Here is a 16166-nt window from a genome sequence, read left to right as displayed (position 1 = left end):
AAGTGAAACCAGAACCTTAATGGGTTCTAGTTTCACTTTTTTTACTTCGTTGCTGTTTATTCACTAATTTCTACTTTATCGATGACTACATCAAATGTTGGACGATCTTGAGAGTCCCTTTGTACTCCGCCGATTTCATCGACTACATCCATACCTTCTACAACATGACCAAAGACTGTGTGACGGAAATCTAACCATGGTGTTCCACCTTTTTTGTAGGCTTCAATTACTTCTGTTGGGAATCCGGCACCTTCTAGTTGCCCCATCATATTTGCTGGAACATTTTGATTGTTTACGATAAAAAATTGGCTACCGTTAGTATTTGGACCAGCATTTGCCATTGATAGTGCACCACGTAAATTGAACACATCTTTAGAAAATTCATCTTCGAATTTTTCGCCATAAATACTTTCGCCGCCCATACCTGTTCCGGTAGGATCGCCACCTTGGATCATGAAATCAGGAATAACACGGTGAAAAATCACCCCATCATAATAGCCCTTTTTCGCTAGTTGAACAAAGTTTTCAACTGTTTTTGGTGCTTGTTCTGGGAAAAGCTGAACAGTAATGTCTCCGCGGTTGGTTTTTATCACGGCTTTAGGGCCTTTTGCATTTGCTAAATCTAATTGTGGAAATTCTGACATCGTTATTTCCTCCTCGTTATTTTTTACTTACTTATAATATCATAAACAACTTCACTTGAAAATTCCATTATCTTTGCTATTCTTTTAAGAGAAGCTTTTTTTCACAAACTCTTACTTGCTTTTTTCTGTTACAAGTGATATTTTGTGAAAAACGATATACTACATTGTTGCTTTCATTTATATAGATGAAAACTTTTTTATTATAGAAACTGGAGGAAATTTTGATGTCTGATTCAAAAAATATATATGATCTAACGATTGTTGGCGCTGGTCCTGTCGGTCTTTTTGCCGCTTTTTATGCTGGTATCCGCAAAGCAAAAACTAAAATAATTGATAGTTTGCCTCAACTTGGTGGACAACTTTCTACGCTTTACCCCGAAAAATATATTTATGATGTTCCCGGTTTTCCCGCAATCAAAGCCAGCGAACTGATTGGAAATTTAGAAAAACAAATCGCTCCATTTGCCCATGAGACTTGTTTGGAAGAAGAAGTGCGAAATTTGGTTCAAGAAGATGGCTACTTACGCATTGAAACAACAAAAGGCGTTCACTATTCTAAAGCTGTTATTTTCGCTATCGGAAATGGGTCCTTCCAACCTCGACGTCTCATGATCGATGGTGCAGCAGAACTTGAAGGAAATCATGTTCATTATTATGTGACAGATATGAATAAATTCTCTGGTAAAAAAGTTGCTATAGCTGGTGGTGGTGATTCTGCTATTGATTGGGCTTTGATGTTAGAGCCGGTTGCAAAAGAAGTATCGATCATCCATCGTCGTCCTGAATTTCGTGGTCATGAACACAGTGTAGAGAATTTGAAAAATTCTAAAGTATCTATTTATACGCCTTATGTTATTGATCAACTTTTAGTAGAGAATAACGCATTCAAAGGTATTCAATTGAAAGAAACAAAAGCAGATAATTTTGAAAAGCTAGACTTAGATTCTTTGATCATCAACTACGGTTTTACGTCATCATTGGGGCATTTAAAAGACTGGGGTTTAGATGTTAGCCGAAACGCTATTGAAGTCAACTCAGATATGTCGACAAATATTCCTGGTGTTTACGCTGTTGGTGATATTTGTAACTATGATGGCAAAGTAAAACTGATAGCAACAGGTTTCGGTGAAGCTCCCACTGCTGTCAATAATGCATTGCACTTTATTAAACCCAACACAAGAACTCAGCCAATGCATAGTACTAGTTTATTTGAAGGAAAAGAAGCAAAAATGCTTTAATAAAAAATAAAACGCTCCTTTAAAAGGCGCGTTTTATTTTTTATCCCATTTCTTCTTGCCATTGCACAATCGCTTTTTTTATATTTTCAACCAGTTCTTCTGGTGTTGCACCCGTAATTCGTTCTCCTTCAAATAAAACAAAGAATGTTTGAGCACAAAGAACACATTCATTCATGCAAGAATAAGAAATTACATCACCATTTTCTTCAATAAATAGATCATTCATTAACAGCTCTGCACCTTTAGCTAAATTTTGTTCACAACATTCTATTAGAGGGTTCATTGATTTTCTCCTTGCAATTTTCTCTGTAGATAGTATACCATTGATGTATTATAAGTTTAAAAATGATGCATCGGAGGTTTTTATTTTGGTCATAAAAGGTGAAACATTAGAACAAAAGGCGCGTCAATTATTGAAAGAACGCGGTGTCGAGATGGAAGATTTGGCGGAATTGGTTTTATTTTTACAAAAACCTTATATAGAAGATCTTGATGTAGCAACTTGTATTGAACATATTGATAGTGTGTTATCAAAACGCGAAGTGCACAACACGATCATCACTGGTATTCAATTAGATATTTTAGCTGAAGAAAAGAAATTACTTCATCCTTTACAAGAAATTTTAGAAGAAGATGAAGGTTTATACGGTATTGATGAAATTTTAGCACTTTCAATCGTTAATGTTTATGGTTCGATCGGTTTTACAAATTATGGCTATATCGACAAAGTAAAGCCTGGTATTTTAGCTAAGTTAAATTCTCATGAAGGACCGCAAGTCAATACTTTTTTAGATGATATTGTTGGCGCAATTGCGGCAGCCGCAGCTAGTCGATTAGCTCACTCTCAGCCAGATAAAAGTAGAATCACACAATAATCATTCGTAAATAGAGTAAGGGTAGAAAATTATTGATATCTAAGTTTTAGGTACATAAATAAAATTTTCTGCTCTTTTTTATATTTTTTACAGCTTTTCAATTGCTTCGTTAGTAAGATGTCCATTATAATAAGTTTAAAGTATGCAACATATTATATACTTATGTTTAAAGATACCACTATAGGCTAAAAGAGTTTCTTCTGATTTTAAATGAGCACATTTTTTCAGTCGTTGATTTTCTTCCCCAATAGATAAATCAAAAGCCTATAGTGGTAAACTTTATTCAACATCCCCTAGAGTTTAAATCGTACTTATTTAAATTATAGTTGTACGATCAACAAGGATATTAAAAACAATAGATAGAAGTAAAAAAATAAAAAAACGGTATCAGAATTCCTTCCAATACCGTTGTATCGTTCAATAAGTAAACGCTGGCATGTTCATCATCTCGTGTATTTTTAGGGGTAGATATTTTCCTAAAAATTGAGTACAATGAATCATGTCAGTGCTTTTGCATTGACGAGGGCAACTTGATCGGTCAGTGTCTGCTGACTTTTCAGGGCTTCGTAGTTTGGCGGCCACCAAACTGTGAAGTGCCTTTTTTATTTTATTATTTCACTTCTATCATGTACTCATTGTACAAGATGAGTGAATGTTTCGTCAATGATGATTCTGCTTATTTTTCCCTTGAAAAACAATCGTTCTTAAAAAAATAATAGGGCCAAGGCTTTCCTCATTATTTTTTGATTAGTAGAAATTCTTATTAACCGATTAATACTTCACTTATATTCATTTGAACTTAGTTATCCTAATTATTGATTTGTCGATACAGCCATTTTTAGTGCTTGCACAGCATCAAAGTGTTGGATCGTATAGACGATTGTCCCTTTTTGCCAAACAACTGAATTGTTCTGATAGCTATCGCTAACGCTAGCTGTTAAAGAAATCTGTCCAACATTTCGAGGTGCTGGAAGCATCGCTGTTTCTAAATATGCAACGGCTTCTTTCGCTAAAGGTTCACCAACTTCTCCTCCAATATTGGAAGCTCTGACAACCATACTCCAATTGCCTTCTTGCCACGATAGAAAAGTAGAGCCTGCCGCACCTTGTTGATAGCCTTTGATTCCATAACCAAGATCAATTGGATTTCCCCCATTATCAATAATTTGATTAACAGCGGCGGCGGCTTCTGCATCTGATCCATAAGATTTTTTCTCGAATGATGCAATTGGTTGCAACTCATTGACCGCGAGATCATTCACTGCAATTGCATTAGCTTCAGCATAATACAATACTCTAAAGTTTCCTTGATCAGCGGTACTTGTCGTTGCGGCAGTTAAATACTCTGCTGTTTGACTTGTTAATATAGCTTGCGGCAATGAATTGTTTGGAAACTCTTGATTAAGTTGCCCTAAAACCGCCTCTGCTTGTTTTTCCGGTGTGTTATTTTCTGATTTTGCAGGCGCTTTACTTTCTTTCGCTTCAGAAGTTTTCGCAGAAGAAGATGACTTTTGGGTTGTACTAGATTTTTCGGTGTTTTTACTCGTCGCTGTAGTTGTTTGACTTGTTTTTTCAGTACTTTTAGCTGTCGTTGAACGTTCGGTTGTTTGCCCTTTTCCTCCACAAGCAGCTAGAGATACACCTGCTAGTAATATAAATGAATAGATGAATTTCTTTCTCATTTTTTTCCCCTCCTAAATGTTCCTTTTCTTTAGTTTATCATTAAATAGTAGAATACTCACTTCATAAAGATTATTATGAGTAAGATGGATATTCGGACGATACAATAGCAAAAAAAAGAATGCATATTCCATCTTCTAAACGCCCGAAGCCGCTGAAGGAATACCATTCTCGTGGGATTTGAACCTATAACCTACTAATTTTAAACTATATGCACAATAGTTTAAAACGAGTTTTATCCTCTTTAATAAAATCAGTCTAAAATGTATAGCCAATTATATCTATTAAGTTATTGGACTAATCGCTATAACTACATCCTCTTTACCTGATTTTTTAAAGAATGAGATGATTGTGTCTGCTTCCAACGTCTTTACAACGTCCGTTGCATCATCAAATACAAAACCATCTAAAACGTTATTAATAAATCCTGTTGTTTCATTAATATCCTGTATTTGACAAAAAACTTTACCTTCTCCTACAATTTCCAATTTGTATTCGCCATTTATTGAATCTGGAATAAAAAAATGACCATAAGTATTTTTTAGACGAATACTTCTATCTTCTTCTATAGGTAAATATTTTTCTTTTGAAGGCGTTAAATGAACTGAACTGTTTTTGGGTGTTTGAACTTTGTTCGTATTATAGAATGCTTGATTATTTATAACATCCTTTCGATTTAAATGTTCATTCCCTAAAAAGAACTCTTTGCTGCTAATCTCAGATACATCATAAAATCCTGAAGATAACTTCTCAGAATCCGACAAAACTGTATACGTTCTATTCCTCTGTAGAACCACTCTTTTTGCTGGATTTTTTTCATATGTGAAAATATCGGATGAACTGTTATTATTGTATAGTCTTCTCCCAACCAAAATAATCAAACATGCACATACAATAAATAAAAACATTTTTCTCATGAAACAATACTCCCATCTTTAATCACAACAATAGTATCGCATAATTCTTCTATATCTTTTTTATTATGACTCGCGATAACAATGATTCTGCCACTCGTTTTCAGTTCGTCTATAAGTTGATAAAATTTGTCAATTGCGTCATCATCCAGACCATTCGTTGGTTCATCTAACAATAATACTTTTGGGTTTTCAAATATAGCCTGAGCAATGATCAATTTTTGTCTCATACCTAATGAATATTTTTTTACAGGTCTTCGATCATTGGGATCCAGTCCCACCTTAGTTAAAGCCAGATCTATATCTTTTTTATTGGCAATTTTGTTAATTTCGGAAAGAAGTTTTAAATTATTGACTCCACTGATAGATGGTTCCAGACCTTCATGTTCAATAATCAAACCTAAGCTTGGCAAAAAATCGAAATCTTTCCCTAAGATCTGATCATTATAAGTAATCGTGCCTTCTTGAACGCGAATCAATCCTGAAATTGCACGTAATAACATTGTTTTTCCAGAACCATTTTGTCCAATCAAACCGTAAACATGGCCTTCCTCGAAAGTAAGACTTACGTTTTTTAATACAGAATACTTCTTTATTTTTTTTGAAATACGATCCACAACTAACATTTCTATTCCTCACAAATAATTTATTTTTTTTGCTGCGACATAATGAGCTACTATGAATATACTTATTAATAAAATAGCCCAATAAAAAAAGGAAAAGCTTTCTCTCCCAACTCTAGTTAGGTAAAAAGGAAATTTTAGTACCCCTCCCACTATAGGTATAGTTGAAAATACGTTGGAAAAAACGACTGCTCCCAGAATGTATGCATTCACTAGTAATAAGGTAAAGTAAAGATTTCTACTAACAAAAAGAATCAATGTAGAAAATAACCCTATCGTAACTATTACTATGAATTGACTTAAATATTCGCCTGTAATGATCAAATTGGGCGTTACTGTTTTTCTAATAGCAATAACCAGAACTATAGTACTTATATTAAGAATTAAATGAATAAAAACTCTTTGTAAATAATCGTTCATCACTTGTTTACGATGCTTATATCTAACTAAAGAATAGCTAGTAAACGTTTGATTTATTATACGAAAACACGAAAGTATCAACCCTGTATACATATAACTATAGAGCAAAAACCATGACAAAAGTTCTTTTAATGAATAGTTCTCAGACAAACCAACAATTAATGAAAAATCATTTGCTTTCTGATAATTAAAATCGCCATCAAAAAAAAGAAATAATAGCAATAAAACAATTCTTTCAACATACTTCATAAAAAATCCTTTCTGGTAAATAGCTCATAATTCAGAATACATTGAGCTAATGGAATGGTTATTAATATCGGCAGATATATAACACTATTGGTCTCAACATTTAATACATAATAAATATAACTCAAATTAAAGAATGAAAAGTAATCTTTAAAAAGAAAATAGCTGCCCATTATTAAAGATACTGATAAAAAGCTATTCATGAACTTCCTGTTGCTTCCGTTTATGAGTTCAATCAACATATAAAATTGAACCGAAATAATAGACATAAGAAAAAAAATCAGCGTTTGCTTTGTATATTCAGATAACACAATTCGGTCAGGAAATATAAAAAATACTGGTAGACCTATTAAAAAATAGACTATTAAGAATTTGCTGATTTCAAGAAGTATTCTAAGGCACTTACAGAAATATAGACGCTTTTTTGTCATCCTTACATCTTTATAAACAATATTATCTGGTACAAAAACAGCCAAAGAAAAAAGCAACAACGGTATCAAAAAAAGAATGAAAAGTGAGAGATCGTAATAAGAAAAGTAGTTTGTCATCTGTTCCAAAACATTATTTTTATCACTTATTTTGGTCAAAAATTGAGTACTGTACAACATAAGTAGAATAATAACTTGAATCCCCGTTCCCGTTAAACTTTTTTTATACAAAATCATATTGTAACCACCATTTTTTTTGAATAACCAGGCAGACCGTCAGTAATAATACACTTGAGATAAAGTACAACATTTTTGATGCAATAGAATATTCTGTAAATGGTTGAAAAAGAATCATGATAGACGGGGTAATACTAATTAGCAGATACCAAAGACTAATAACAATAAAAACTGTATAGTAAAACGACTTAGTAAAAATATTAATTGTGGCAATCATGACACTCATACATCCAGCCGTCAAAGCAACCATAGTTATATGTAGAATGTTCGACAGTTCTGGGTGGCTAAGCTCCCAAAGAATGGAATCATAAAAAAATCGTTGAAAGTCCACTAGCTTTACGGATTGTTCAATCATAAAAGGAACGGTTGTTTCTTTTCTAAAAATGATTGTTACAAATACGTAATTAAGTACCATTGGTATAAATATCAAACTAAATCCATAAAGAAAATTGACTTGATTATATACTTTCCAATAATATTTACGATTAGTTCTTCCTATTACAGATAATACATTTCCAGAATTAACATCCGCAAGCACCCAAGCACTGGTACCGAATATTAGGTATATAGGCAATAACCACAATACTAACATTTGAGCATAGTGACCTTCCGAATTCCCAGCCAAAAACGTGGAGTAATTCGGGTCATATCCACCAAATGATTGATACAATAAAAATGGATCGAGTAACACTAACGAAAAAAAAAATAGGAAGATAAAGCAACTTCGTTTATCGCTAAGTAGACGTTTATAAAAATAACTCATTTTTTAGCTCCTTTACAAAAATATAGTAGAGCTTATGCTCTACTATAGAATAATCTTAACTATTTTATGGACGATGTAATAGTTGTCTGCCAGAGATAATATAAGCAGTCTCTTCATCCCATTTACCGTAACAAGGGTAACTTGCATTGTTGTAATTATTATTTTCTGCTGTTAACCTTACTCTCTGTTTACTCGCTGATGAATAAGCCGAATTGAAAGATTTAGCCCCTCCAGCTTGCACATTGTATGCCTTAGAGACATTTTCACCATTTGATTTCTCCAACCAAAAACGGGTATAAGTCATCCATCCCTCACCAGAAGAAGTTAATTGAGTAAACCAAGCTCTATCCCGATCAGTCGTTTGTCGATAACGTGTTTCTGTGTATGAATTTTTTTGCTTTGGTTTAATTGTAAAAGAAAAATCAATATAGTTTGTCTGGTAAGCAGCATAAGCTTTTGCTGTAAATCCCATTGAAATTATCACTAACAGACAAGACATTAACCCTAGTACCTTTTTTTCATTTTTCATCCCACTAAAATTATTGAATTCCAATAAAATCCAAAGAATTATCATAACATCAAATATAAAAATAGTCAACTTAGTCATTCATTTTGTTTTAAAGGTTGGTTTATTGAAAATACAAACCCTCCATAAAGTAACTATTTTAAAAACTCTTAAATATTTGCCAACTCCATCAGAACATTTTTTATATTATTCTTTGTAAAAACTACTTTATTTTTTAATGGAAAGATTAACTCTTAAGCATGCATAAACCAAATGGTGACACTTCCAACTTATTCATACTATTCATCCTTGTAATGCTCGATTCTAATTTAGAGAGTGCAGTGTCTTTTTATTTAGTTTTATTCAGCTTATTTTCAAAAAATTTTCTAACATTTTTTTACTGGGGAACTAGCACTTTCTAGTAGGTTTTGTGCTTTCATTTTTAAGATATCATTTGAACTTATTAGGCTCTTATATTCTTCTGAATCAAATGACCTCAGTGAATCTAGTGAATACTAAATGACAGCATCACTATCATTCCTTAAACTTAAAAGGAATATAAAACCATTCATTCCTGCATCTTCATCAATACAGTAAGCTACTCGTATTTTCCATAAGTCACTATTAGCATCAATATTTTTATACATTTCCTCCCAATCACTTTGAGTAAAATTATTCAATAATTCTTGTGCTTGCATAAAAGCATAGTCATATCAAAAGTCTTCTGATGAATCTTCGTTAATAAAATCTAGCAAATAGCTATCCAATTTTTCAAACATCATTTGCACTATCCTTTCTAAATCTATTTTATCGGGTCAAATCGTGGAGTGGGTTTTCCCCCAACAGGATAGTCAGAAATTATTTCGTTCCCTTTATTCATTACATCAATTTCTACTCCGTTAATTTTCCCTCTGTGAAGTATTAATCCATCGCTGCTCCGTTATCCAATAGCATTGGAATTACTAACTTCATGAATAGAGTAAATAATATTTTTATCTGACTAGCCATTAGGAAACATTGTGCTTGTTTTTATTTTTGAAATATTTCCATCTGGAAATTGCTTCGTATATTTTATAACTTTAGTTCCATCTGGATTTACTTTTATAGTTTCCGTGGCAAAATTTGGATTAGCATCATTGTTATTTGGTGAGTGTCCTCCGTTAATTCGATTTGAAGTTCCTTTACGTTGTCCCTCTAACTATCTCATGTGTTAAGGTTGCTTTAGCCCTACTGGCTTTCTTACCAACAACAGCCCCTTTCGTTCCTTTAAATACTTGAACCCCTTTGTACGTGCCATACGCTGCTAATGCTACATCCACAATTCCTGATAATCCTCGTGAAATATGCTCTCTCGTAGATAACTCTTCACCTGTGAGCAGATCTTTCCCTCGCACAGCGTCACTGATATCTTTTCCGCCTGAAGCCAGTCCCCAAGCAACAACCATGATCGGCCATGGCAACATCACTCCTACTGCTATCTTTGCGCCATTTACCACTATCAGCATTGCCAAGCCTTCTACTTGTTCATTTCTGGAGTAGTAGTCAAACGACGTGTCCAAAAAAGCCATATTCTTGTACTCTTCAAAGCTGACCTCGCCAATTTGTGGCTTCATCTGGTTATATTCTACATGAAGATAGTCCGTTAAGGTGAATTATTGCCTAAAAGATCTTCTAACGTGACTTTCATTTTTGTCGCTTCTACGCCTGCACTATTTACTCCGTTAGAAAATTAATAACATGTTCAACGTTTACTTTAGCATTCAATTCTTTTTTTATAAAATCTTCTTTCTTCACTCCTTATTTTTGATACACGAAAAAACGTTATTAGTGTTTTTCGCTCACTAATAACGTTTTAATAACTGAACTTACTATACTTCAAATAAACATTCAAAAAGACTAGAAAAGTCCTTTAAATTTTTGTACAATAAATACAGCTAGCTTTTGTTAGACGTTGGCAACTTGATTAGTGAGTTACAGCTTACTAGCCAAGGCTTTACTATTCGACACCAATCGGATAGTAAAGTGCCTTTTTCATTTAATTTTCAATGTAACTTTCAGCATCATCAATAAAAAATGTTAATTTCAAATCAGGATACTTTTTATCAAGTTCTCTTAAACAAGAAATAAATTTCCTGCTTTGTAATTTTTCGGAAACATCATCAAAAACCGAACTAATTAATAACACATCTTCTTTAGAACAGTTTTTCAAATAATTGATAGTTTCACCTTCACTTATGGATAAAATATTGGTCAAGTTTGCCCAACTTTTTTCAAGTCCAAAATCATCTTCTTCATTTATACTTCTTCGTTTCTCTAAATTTTCTTTAATTTGATTAGATATATTCATAATTTTTCTCCCAATTAAATAATTATTTATGGTTGTTTTGTACCATCTGGAAAAATAGTTCCAATTTTTCCATCAGTTTTTATTACACCAACTCGTACACCATTATAATCTCCAAAAATAACTTCACCATTTTTAGCACTTGCAAAGTTTGGTTGGCTAGCAATCTGTTGTCCTGCAGTCTCTATATCTTTACTTGTCCAATTTTCTGGAAACCATGATTGTCCTGTTCCAGTACGTTTAGATGGTGTTTTATGGTGTGGTACATTTCCAGTTCTAACACCATTAGGATAAGTTTTTTCAATATTTACTTCAAAACCATTTTCTTTTAGGAAATCAATGTTAGATTGACCATGTCCGCCACCTTTCATTTTAGACACTTTTCCTGTAGAAGGATTGACAGTAAAATCTCCGACATCGGCATGTTTCAAACTTTGTTCTGGAATTTCAACTTTAGGAACTTTAGCTCCACTGGCTTTCTTATTAGTATTTCTAAGTTTAACATTTTGCGTTTTTCCTACATTAATTACGCCTTTGGCCATCACACCGATTGTAATCATGCTATTCGCTAACAAGGAAGCTTTTCCAAGCATTTCCGCTTGAGTTAGTTTCTTCCCTGTCACACTATCAATCCCCGTAGCTAATTCTTTTATCAGGGTCGCATTTTGCTCATAGAATAATTCATCCACACCTTTTTGGCGATTGCCTTGAATGAAACTTAAGCCATATTTATCAATCATTCGGCTAAGCCATTTATTATAGGCAAGAGTTACATCAATATCTGCGGCAGTGGCGGACGTCTTTCCTTTTTTCACCCACATCCACATTTTACCATACCCTAAATCAATTAATCTGTATTCTCGATCACCTACATCTGGTTGTCTATCCTCATTGAGATCCTTTTCTTTCAGTTGATTAAACCAACTCTTATCTGTTCCTTTTGGCAGTTGATATGTCCCGTCACGATTAACAACTGTATTATTCAGTATCATGACACCTTGCATGGCAATCTTCATATCGTTTAAGCTAGTGGCAAAAAGACTATTCGTTTGTGAAGAAAACTGATGCAGCTTTTCTACCTTCTTTTGTAATTCTCGGATATCCTCTTCAAACGTATTCGATATACGATTCAGCTTGTTTTGAACATCCAACAAGGCATCTAAGACTTTCGCAACAGGATTATTTCTCGACAACGCTCTAGCAACTGCTGCAGAAGCGTCAACGGACGCTTTCATTGCTTTTTTTGTCGCAATTTGTTGATTCAGCTTATCTTCATCTAGCGTTCCTTCACTTGATATGTTCTGATCAGCGTTAGTATATGTTTGTAGCTCTTGCTCAATACGATCCATCGCTGATGTTACTTTACTAATAGTCGGTAAAACTAAGTCACTAAAGAGACCTTTTCCTGCGGTATAAGCAGCACCAGAGAGCGTTTTGCCATCTACTGCAGCAATCACTTTTTGACTACCTGCTTTTAGTTGTTGAGAAGCCTCTTTCCCACTTTGGAGATTCTTTTTTAATGCACTGATTAATTGTGCTGAGTCCGAGCTAGAATAAATTAATCCCAAGGAATTTCACCTCTTTTTCTATAGAGCTCTTCGGTTTCATCATCGAGAACTTTTCTTTGTTTCGTATAACTTTCAGAGAGTTCTTCCACAGCTTCGCTTAATTGACGTTTAAAAAAGTGTTCTTGTTCTTCGGTTTTTCTTTGTAATCGAAGGTTTTCTGGGTTTTCACGAAACTCTTCATCATTTAGCATGCTAAGTGTGCGATACCCTCTCTGTAAATCATCTTGCAACTGTTGCAAACTATCTTCTATTTTTCGTTGGTCATTTTTTAAGTTATCAACGCTGTTTTCCTTCTCGATGATTAAACGATTATATGTTGCTCGTTCTTGTTCATTCTTATCCATGCTACAACCCCTTAAAACTTGATCTTACTATCTTCAATTGCCATGATTTCAGCTATCTTTGGAAATTTCTGACTCTGTTCTTTCACACAATCAACTAGTTGCGATAAATCCGATAGTAATTGATTCGTCACTTCTGTTCCTTTTTTCATACTACTGATGTTGCTTTTACCCAGAGAAACGTGAGTTCCTTTATTTACAGATACAGCGTTAATTCCTGTGGTTGCTCTAGTAGCAGCTCCAACATCTGAAGCAATATTCACCATTCGTTCCCTCCTTAATCTTGAGCGTAGTTCAAATTAATTTTACCATATAATCAAGATATCTGACATTCGTTAGAAAATTTTTTTTACTTATTTCATTCATTTTTCTTAAGATAGTTGATAATTTTACTCTGTTTGTAGATTATATTAGAATTATCAGTTTAATTGTTTATACTACAGTTTTTTATTAATCTCCTAAACTCACATTTGCTTGTATTAAATAGCTTCTAAATTCATTTTGATTGCTTTATATTAATCAACGCATTAATTTGTTGTGATACCAAAAATAAAACACCTAAAAGATATCCTTTAATAGGAACATCCTTTAGGTGTTCTTTTACTCATTGTAGCTTACTTTTTGAAGCAGGTGCCTCTATTCCAGAGGTAAAAGAACGTTTGGGACACAGCGATATAAAAACAACGATAAATACTTACACCCATGTAACTAAGAAGACTAAAGATGAGACTGCACAAAAGTTTGCAAACTATATGAGTGTTATCTAATTGTATTCAAAACCGTATTCAAATAAAAAAACGGAAGGCATAAACGTCTTCGAAATGCTTTCGCACCGACGTTTATCCTTCCAAGGGTTTGGCACCCAATGGGTCGTAAGGGGCTCGAACCCATGACCCGCTGATTAAGAGTCAGCTGCTCTACCAACTGAGCTAACGACCCAAATAATTAGTACTTAAATAGTGTAGCACTTGAAAGTTGTTTATTCAAGAAAAAACGTCAGATACAACGAAATAAGTTACGACTGGTTTATCTCATTATACCTAACTTTTTTACTCTCCTTGTTCTTTTTTTACAGGACATGTGGTGTGACAATCATCACAGCTCTCTCCTTTTTTGATTCGAGAATAGATAACATATCCAGCTGCGCCAAAAATCATTACTGCTAAAATAAACGTGGCCATGTTTTTACCCTCTTTCTAACGTTGCCATTGTAATAACTGGTTCTTCTTTTATCTTTGGTTTTCTCACTAAATAATACCCCATGATAATCAATAGTAGTGTTGCAATCAGTATCCCCACTCCAATATGACCATTCTCAAAGATCACATGCCCAAATTGATAAATAATAAAACTAACCACATACGCTAAACCACATTGATATCCAATCGCTCCCCAAGTCCATTTCAAATTGCCCATCTCTCTTCTGATTGCACCAATTGCTGCAAAACACGGGGCACACAATAGATTAAAGACTAAAAATGAATAGGCCGCAACTGGAGTGAAGGCTCCTTGTAACGCAGACCAAACTTCCACGCCATCCTCCGAGACTTCCCCTACATGTCCGAATAAAATACCAAATGTACCGATCACGTTTTCTTTTGCAACTAAACCTGTTATCGTAGCAACTGCACCCTGCCAAGTGCCCCAGCCAAGTGGTGCGAATATTGGTGCAATGACTTTCCCTAAATTGGCTAAGATACTTTGATCCGCTTCTGCTTCTTGCAAAGTAAACGTATAGGTAGACGTAAACCAAATAATGATACTCATCACGAAAATAATTGTTCCTGCTTTCTTCACAAATGATTTACTGCGATCGTATGCGTGACGAAGAACACCACGTAATTGCGGCATATGATACGCTGGTAATTCCATGATAAATGGAGCTGGATCACCTGAAAACGAATGTGTTTTCTTCAATGCAATCCCCGATAATACGATTGCTGTGATCCCAATAAAATAAGCGGATGGAGAAACCCAACTACTTTTTGGAAAAAAGGCACCTGCAATCAAGGCAATGATTGGTAGTTTTGCTGAACAGGGCATAAACGTAGTAACCATGATCGTCATCTTACGGTCTTTTTCATTTTCGATCGTACGACTAGCCATGACACCTGGTACGCCACAACCTGTTGCAATCAGCATCGGGATAAACGATTTTCCTGATAACCCAAATTTTCTAAATAAGCGATCCATCACAAAGGCAATTCTTGACATATAGCCACAATCTTCTAAGAAGCCTAAACATAGAAACAGCACTGCTAACTGTGGTAAAAATCCCAGTACAGCACCCACCCCAGCTATGATTCCATCTAAAATCAAACGTTGCATCCAAGGTGCTACTTGCCAATTAGCTAATAAACCTTCAACGGTATTGGGAACAAGATTTCCAAACAATTCATCATTGATCCAGTCAGTCCCCATCGTGCCTACAGTTTGAATTGCTAAATAATAAACAAACCACATAATCACAGCGAAAATGGGTAAAGCCAACCAACGATTTGTCACGATTCGATCGATTTTATCACTAGTATTGAATGTGATTTCATTTCTCTCGATAGAACACAGAGCCGTTAAGCGAGTAATGAATTCGTAACGTTCATTAATGACAATCGATTCACTATCATCCCCGAAAACTTGTTCTGTGATTTTAATAATTTCTTCTATTTCATCTTGCTGCGCTGAACTCAATACTAGCTCTTTTATGACTCTAGTATCTCTTTCAAACAATTTGATACTGTACCACCGAGCTTGTCTTTCCAGTACACGGTTCCCTAAAACAGCTATAATTTCATTTAGGGCTGCTTCTAAACGATTATCATAAGTTGGATAGTTAAATTCTTTTGGGAAGGTTTCTGTTTCTTTTACTGCTTTTGTTATCAACGCCTCCAGTCCTCGATTTTTTAGGGCGCTAACTCCTAGTACATCCACACCTAAACCATAAGCGAGTTTTTCACTATTGATTTTTTTCCCAGATTTATCTAAAATATCCATCATATTTAACCCAACAACAACGGGAATCCCAGTTTCCATCAATTGAGTTGTCAGATACAAGTTTCGTTCTAAATTTGTAGCATCAACGATATTAATAATCACGTCAGGGTCACCACTTAGTAAATAGTCTCTGGCAACCACCTCTTCTGGTGTGTAAGGAGATAGAGAATAAATACCTGGTAGATCCTGAATCGTTATCTGTTTATTTTTTTTAAGCTTTCCTTCTTTTCGTTCAACAGTAACACCCGGCCAATTTCCTACATATTGATTTGCGCCTGTTAACGCATTGAATGTCGTTGTTTTCCCACTATTGGGATTTCCTGTCAACGCAATATGCCGTTCTTCCATT

General features: G+C 34.4%; 18 protein-coding genes, 1 tRNA gene and 1 pseudogene. 3 read left to right on the top strand and 17 right to left on the bottom strand.

What is annotated here, in order from left to right; all coding sequences use genetic code 11:
• Nucleotides 1-56 precede the first annotated feature (56 nt).
• Nucleotides 57-644: a peptidylprolyl isomerase gene (locus tag IGJ34_RS03220; RefSeq protein ID WP_069653722.1), complete on the bottom strand. Its 588-nt coding sequence runs from the start codon at nt 642-644 to the stop codon at nt 57-59.
• A gap of 224 nt (nt 645-868) precedes the next feature.
• Between IGJ34_RS03220 and IGJ34_RS03215 the strand changes: the two genes are divergently transcribed.
• Nucleotides 869-1882 carry an NAD(P)/FAD-dependent oxidoreductase gene (locus IGJ34_RS03215; protein WP_430598114.1) on the top strand — a complete coding sequence of 338 codons (1014 nt, stop codon included), beginning with the start codon at nt 869-871 and terminating at the stop codon, nt 1880-1882.
• A gap of 40 nt (nt 1883-1922) precedes the next feature.
• Here IGJ34_RS03215 and IGJ34_RS03210 read toward each other — a convergent pair whose 3' ends face one another.
• Nucleotides 1923-2165, bottom strand: coding sequence for a DUF1450 domain-containing protein (locus IGJ34_RS03210; RefSeq protein WP_430598113.1), 243 nt, complete (start codon nt 2163-2165; stop codon nt 1923-1925).
• 85 nt (nt 2166-2250) lie between these two features.
• Between IGJ34_RS03210 and IGJ34_RS03205 the strand changes: the two genes are divergently transcribed.
• Entirely contained in the window at nt 2251-2757 is a 507-nt protein-coding gene (locus IGJ34_RS03205) for a phosphatidylglycerophosphatase A family protein (RefSeq protein ID WP_430598112.1), read from the top strand.
• Nucleotides 2758-3569: 812 nt separating this feature from the next.
• Here the strand turns inward: IGJ34_RS03205 and IGJ34_RS03200 are convergent.
• From IGJ34_RS03200 to IGJ34_RS03145, 12 genes are all read right to left on the bottom strand, one after another.
• Nucleotides 3570-4439, bottom strand: coding sequence for a hypothetical protein (locus IGJ34_RS03200; protein WP_430598111.1), 870 nt, complete (start codon nt 4437-4439; stop codon nt 3570-3572).
• Nucleotides 4440-4721: 282 nt separating this feature from the next.
• Entirely contained in the window at nt 4722-5354 is a 633-nt protein-coding gene (locus IGJ34_RS03195) for a hypothetical protein (protein WP_069653717.1), read from the bottom strand.
• The gene (locus tag IGJ34_RS03190) at nt 5351-5977 is read right to left on the bottom strand and encodes an ABC transporter ATP-binding protein (RefSeq protein WP_069653716.1); all 627 of its coding nucleotides are present in this window, start codon (nt 5975-5977) and stop codon (nt 5351-5353) included. Before IGJ34_RS03190 ends, IGJ34_RS03195 begins: the two co-directional genes overlap by 4 nt.
• 9 nt (nt 5978-5986) lie before the next feature.
• A complete protein-coding gene (locus IGJ34_RS03185; RefSeq protein WP_206850736.1) occupies nt 5987-6643 on the bottom strand; it encodes a hypothetical protein in 657 nt (218 codons plus the stop codon).
• Between the two features lie 648 nt (nt 6644-7291).
• Nucleotides 7292-8068 (bottom strand): hypothetical protein, encoded by a 777-nt coding sequence (locus tag IGJ34_RS03180; protein ID WP_430598110.1) that lies wholly within the window; start codon nt 8066-8068, stop codon nt 7292-7294.
• 64 nt (nt 8069-8132) lie between these two features.
• Nucleotides 8133-8540: a DUF2712 domain-containing protein gene (locus IGJ34_RS03175; RefSeq protein WP_430598109.1), complete on the bottom strand. Its 408-nt coding sequence runs from the start codon at nt 8538-8540 to the stop codon at nt 8133-8135.
• Nucleotides 8541-9088: 548 nt separating this feature from the next.
• Entirely contained in the window at nt 9089-9271 is a 183-nt protein-coding gene (locus tag IGJ34_RS03170) for a hypothetical protein (RefSeq protein WP_258379399.1), read from the bottom strand.
• 483 nt (nt 9272-9754) lie between these two features.
• Nucleotides 9755-10186, bottom strand: a complete 432-nt coding sequence (locus IGJ34_RS03165; protein ID WP_430598108.1) for a pre-toxin TG domain-containing protein — start codon at nt 10184-10186, stop codon at nt 9755-9757.
• A 422-nt stretch (nt 10187-10608) separates the two neighbouring features.
• On the bottom strand, nt 10609-10920 hold the full coding sequence (locus IGJ34_RS03160; protein WP_111247395.1) for a hypothetical protein: 312 nt from the start codon (nt 10918-10920) through the stop codon (nt 10609-10611).
• A gap of 26 nt (nt 10921-10946) precedes the next feature.
• Entirely contained in the window at nt 10947-12485 is a 1539-nt protein-coding gene (locus tag IGJ34_RS03155) for an EndoU domain-containing protein (protein WP_430598107.1), read from the bottom strand.
• A complete protein-coding gene (locus IGJ34_RS03150) occupies nt 12476-12829 on the bottom strand; it encodes a hypothetical protein (protein WP_430598106.1) in 354 nt (117 codons plus the stop codon). Before IGJ34_RS03150 ends, IGJ34_RS03155 begins: the two co-directional genes overlap by 10 nt.
• An 11-nt stretch (nt 12830-12840) precedes the next feature.
• On the bottom strand, nt 12841-13092 hold the full coding sequence (locus IGJ34_RS03145; protein WP_111247007.1) for a hypothetical protein: 252 nt from the start codon (nt 13090-13092) through the stop codon (nt 12841-12843).
• Nucleotides 13093-13428: 336 nt separating this feature from the next.
• Between IGJ34_RS03145 and IGJ34_RS03140 the strand changes: the two are divergent.
• A pseudogene (locus IGJ34_RS03140) lies at nt 13429-13593 on the top strand (tyrosine-type recombinase/integrase); the annotation flags it as partial.
• A 99-nt stretch (nt 13594-13692) separates the two neighbouring features.
• Here the strand turns inward: IGJ34_RS03140 and IGJ34_RS03135 are convergent.
• The 3 genes from IGJ34_RS03135 to feoB all read right to left on the bottom strand — a co-directional run bounded on the left by IGJ34_RS03135 (nt 13693) and on the right by feoB (nt 16165).
• A tRNA-Lys gene (locus IGJ34_RS03135) sits at nt 13693-13765 on the bottom strand.
• Between the two features lie 110 nt (nt 13766-13875).
• Nucleotides 13876-14007 (bottom strand): FeoB-associated Cys-rich membrane protein, encoded by a 132-nt coding sequence (locus IGJ34_RS03130; protein WP_083241740.1) that lies wholly within the window; start codon nt 14005-14007, stop codon nt 13876-13878.
• 4 nt (nt 14008-14011) lie between these two features.
• Entirely contained in the window at nt 14012-16165 is a 2154-nt protein-coding gene (gene feoB / locus IGJ34_RS03125; RefSeq protein WP_430598105.1) for a ferrous iron transport protein B, read from the bottom strand.
• Nucleotide 16166: the final 1 nt, after the last annotated feature.

Source organism: Enterococcus sp. AZ177 (assembly GCF_050544585.1).
GTDB classification, from domain to species: domain Bacteria; phylum Bacillota; class Bacilli; order Lactobacillales; family Enterococcaceae; genus Enterococcus_L; species Enterococcus_L plantarum.
Note: the sequence above shows the minus strand (reverse complement) of the source record. Positions and strands in the feature narration are given on the sequence as shown.

Bases quoted from the DNA above. Each gene is read 5' to 3' on its own strand.
- feoB (WP_430598105.1), bottom strand. From the start codon at position 16,165: ATGGAAGAACGGCATATTGCGTTGACAGGAAATCCCAATAGTGGGAAA.
- IGJ34_RS03175 (WP_430598109.1), bottom strand. From the start codon at position 8,540: ATGGGATTTACAGCAAAAGCTTATGCTGCTTACCAGACAAACTATATT.
- IGJ34_RS03220 (WP_069653722.1), bottom strand. From the start codon at position 644: ATGTCAGAATTTCCACAATTAGATTTAGCAAATGCAAAAGGCCCTAAA.
- IGJ34_RS03180 (WP_430598110.1), bottom strand. From the start codon at position 8,068: ATGAGTTATTTTTATAAACGTCTACTTAGCGATAAACGAAGTTGCTTT.
- IGJ34_RS03190 (WP_069653716.1), bottom strand. From the start codon at position 5,977: ATGTTAGTTGTGGATCGTATTTCAAAAAAAATAAAGAAGTATTCTGTA.
- IGJ34_RS03170 (WP_258379399.1), bottom strand. From the start codon at position 9,271: ATGCAAGCACAAGAATTATTGAATAATTTTACTCAAAGTGATTGGGAG.
- IGJ34_RS03210 (WP_430598113.1), bottom strand. From the start codon at position 2,165: ATGAACCCTCTAATAGAATGTTGTGAACAAAATTTAGCTAAAGGTGCA.
- IGJ34_RS03165 (WP_430598108.1), bottom strand. From the start codon at position 10,186: ATGAAGCCACAAATTGGCGAGGTCAGCTTTGAAGAGTACAAGAATATG.
- IGJ34_RS03200 (WP_430598111.1), bottom strand. From the start codon at position 4,439: ATGAGAAAGAAATTCATCTATTCATTTATATTACTAGCAGGTGTATCT.
- IGJ34_RS03130 (WP_083241740.1), bottom strand. From the start codon at position 14,007: ATGGCCACGTTTATTTTAGCAGTAATGATTTTTGGCGCAGCTGGATAT.
- IGJ34_RS03195 (WP_069653717.1), bottom strand. From the start codon at position 5,354: ATGAGAAAAATGTTTTTATTTATTGTATGTGCATGTTTGATTATTTTG.
- IGJ34_RS03185 (WP_206850736.1), bottom strand. From the start codon at position 6,643: ATGAAGTATGTTGAAAGAATTGTTTTATTGCTATTATTTCTTTTTTTT.
- IGJ34_RS03160 (WP_111247395.1), bottom strand. From the start codon at position 10,920: ATGAATATATCTAATCAAATTAAAGAAAATTTAGAGAAACGAAGAAGT.
- IGJ34_RS03145 (WP_111247007.1), bottom strand. From the start codon at position 13,092: ATGGTGAATATTGCTTCAGATGTTGGAGCTGCTACTAGAGCAACCACA.
- IGJ34_RS03150 (WP_430598106.1), bottom strand. From the start codon at position 12,829: ATGGATAAGAATGAACAAGAACGAGCAACATATAATCGTTTAATCATC.
- IGJ34_RS03215 (WP_430598114.1), top strand. From the start codon at position 869: ATGTCTGATTCAAAAAATATATATGATCTAACGATTGTTGGCGCTGGT.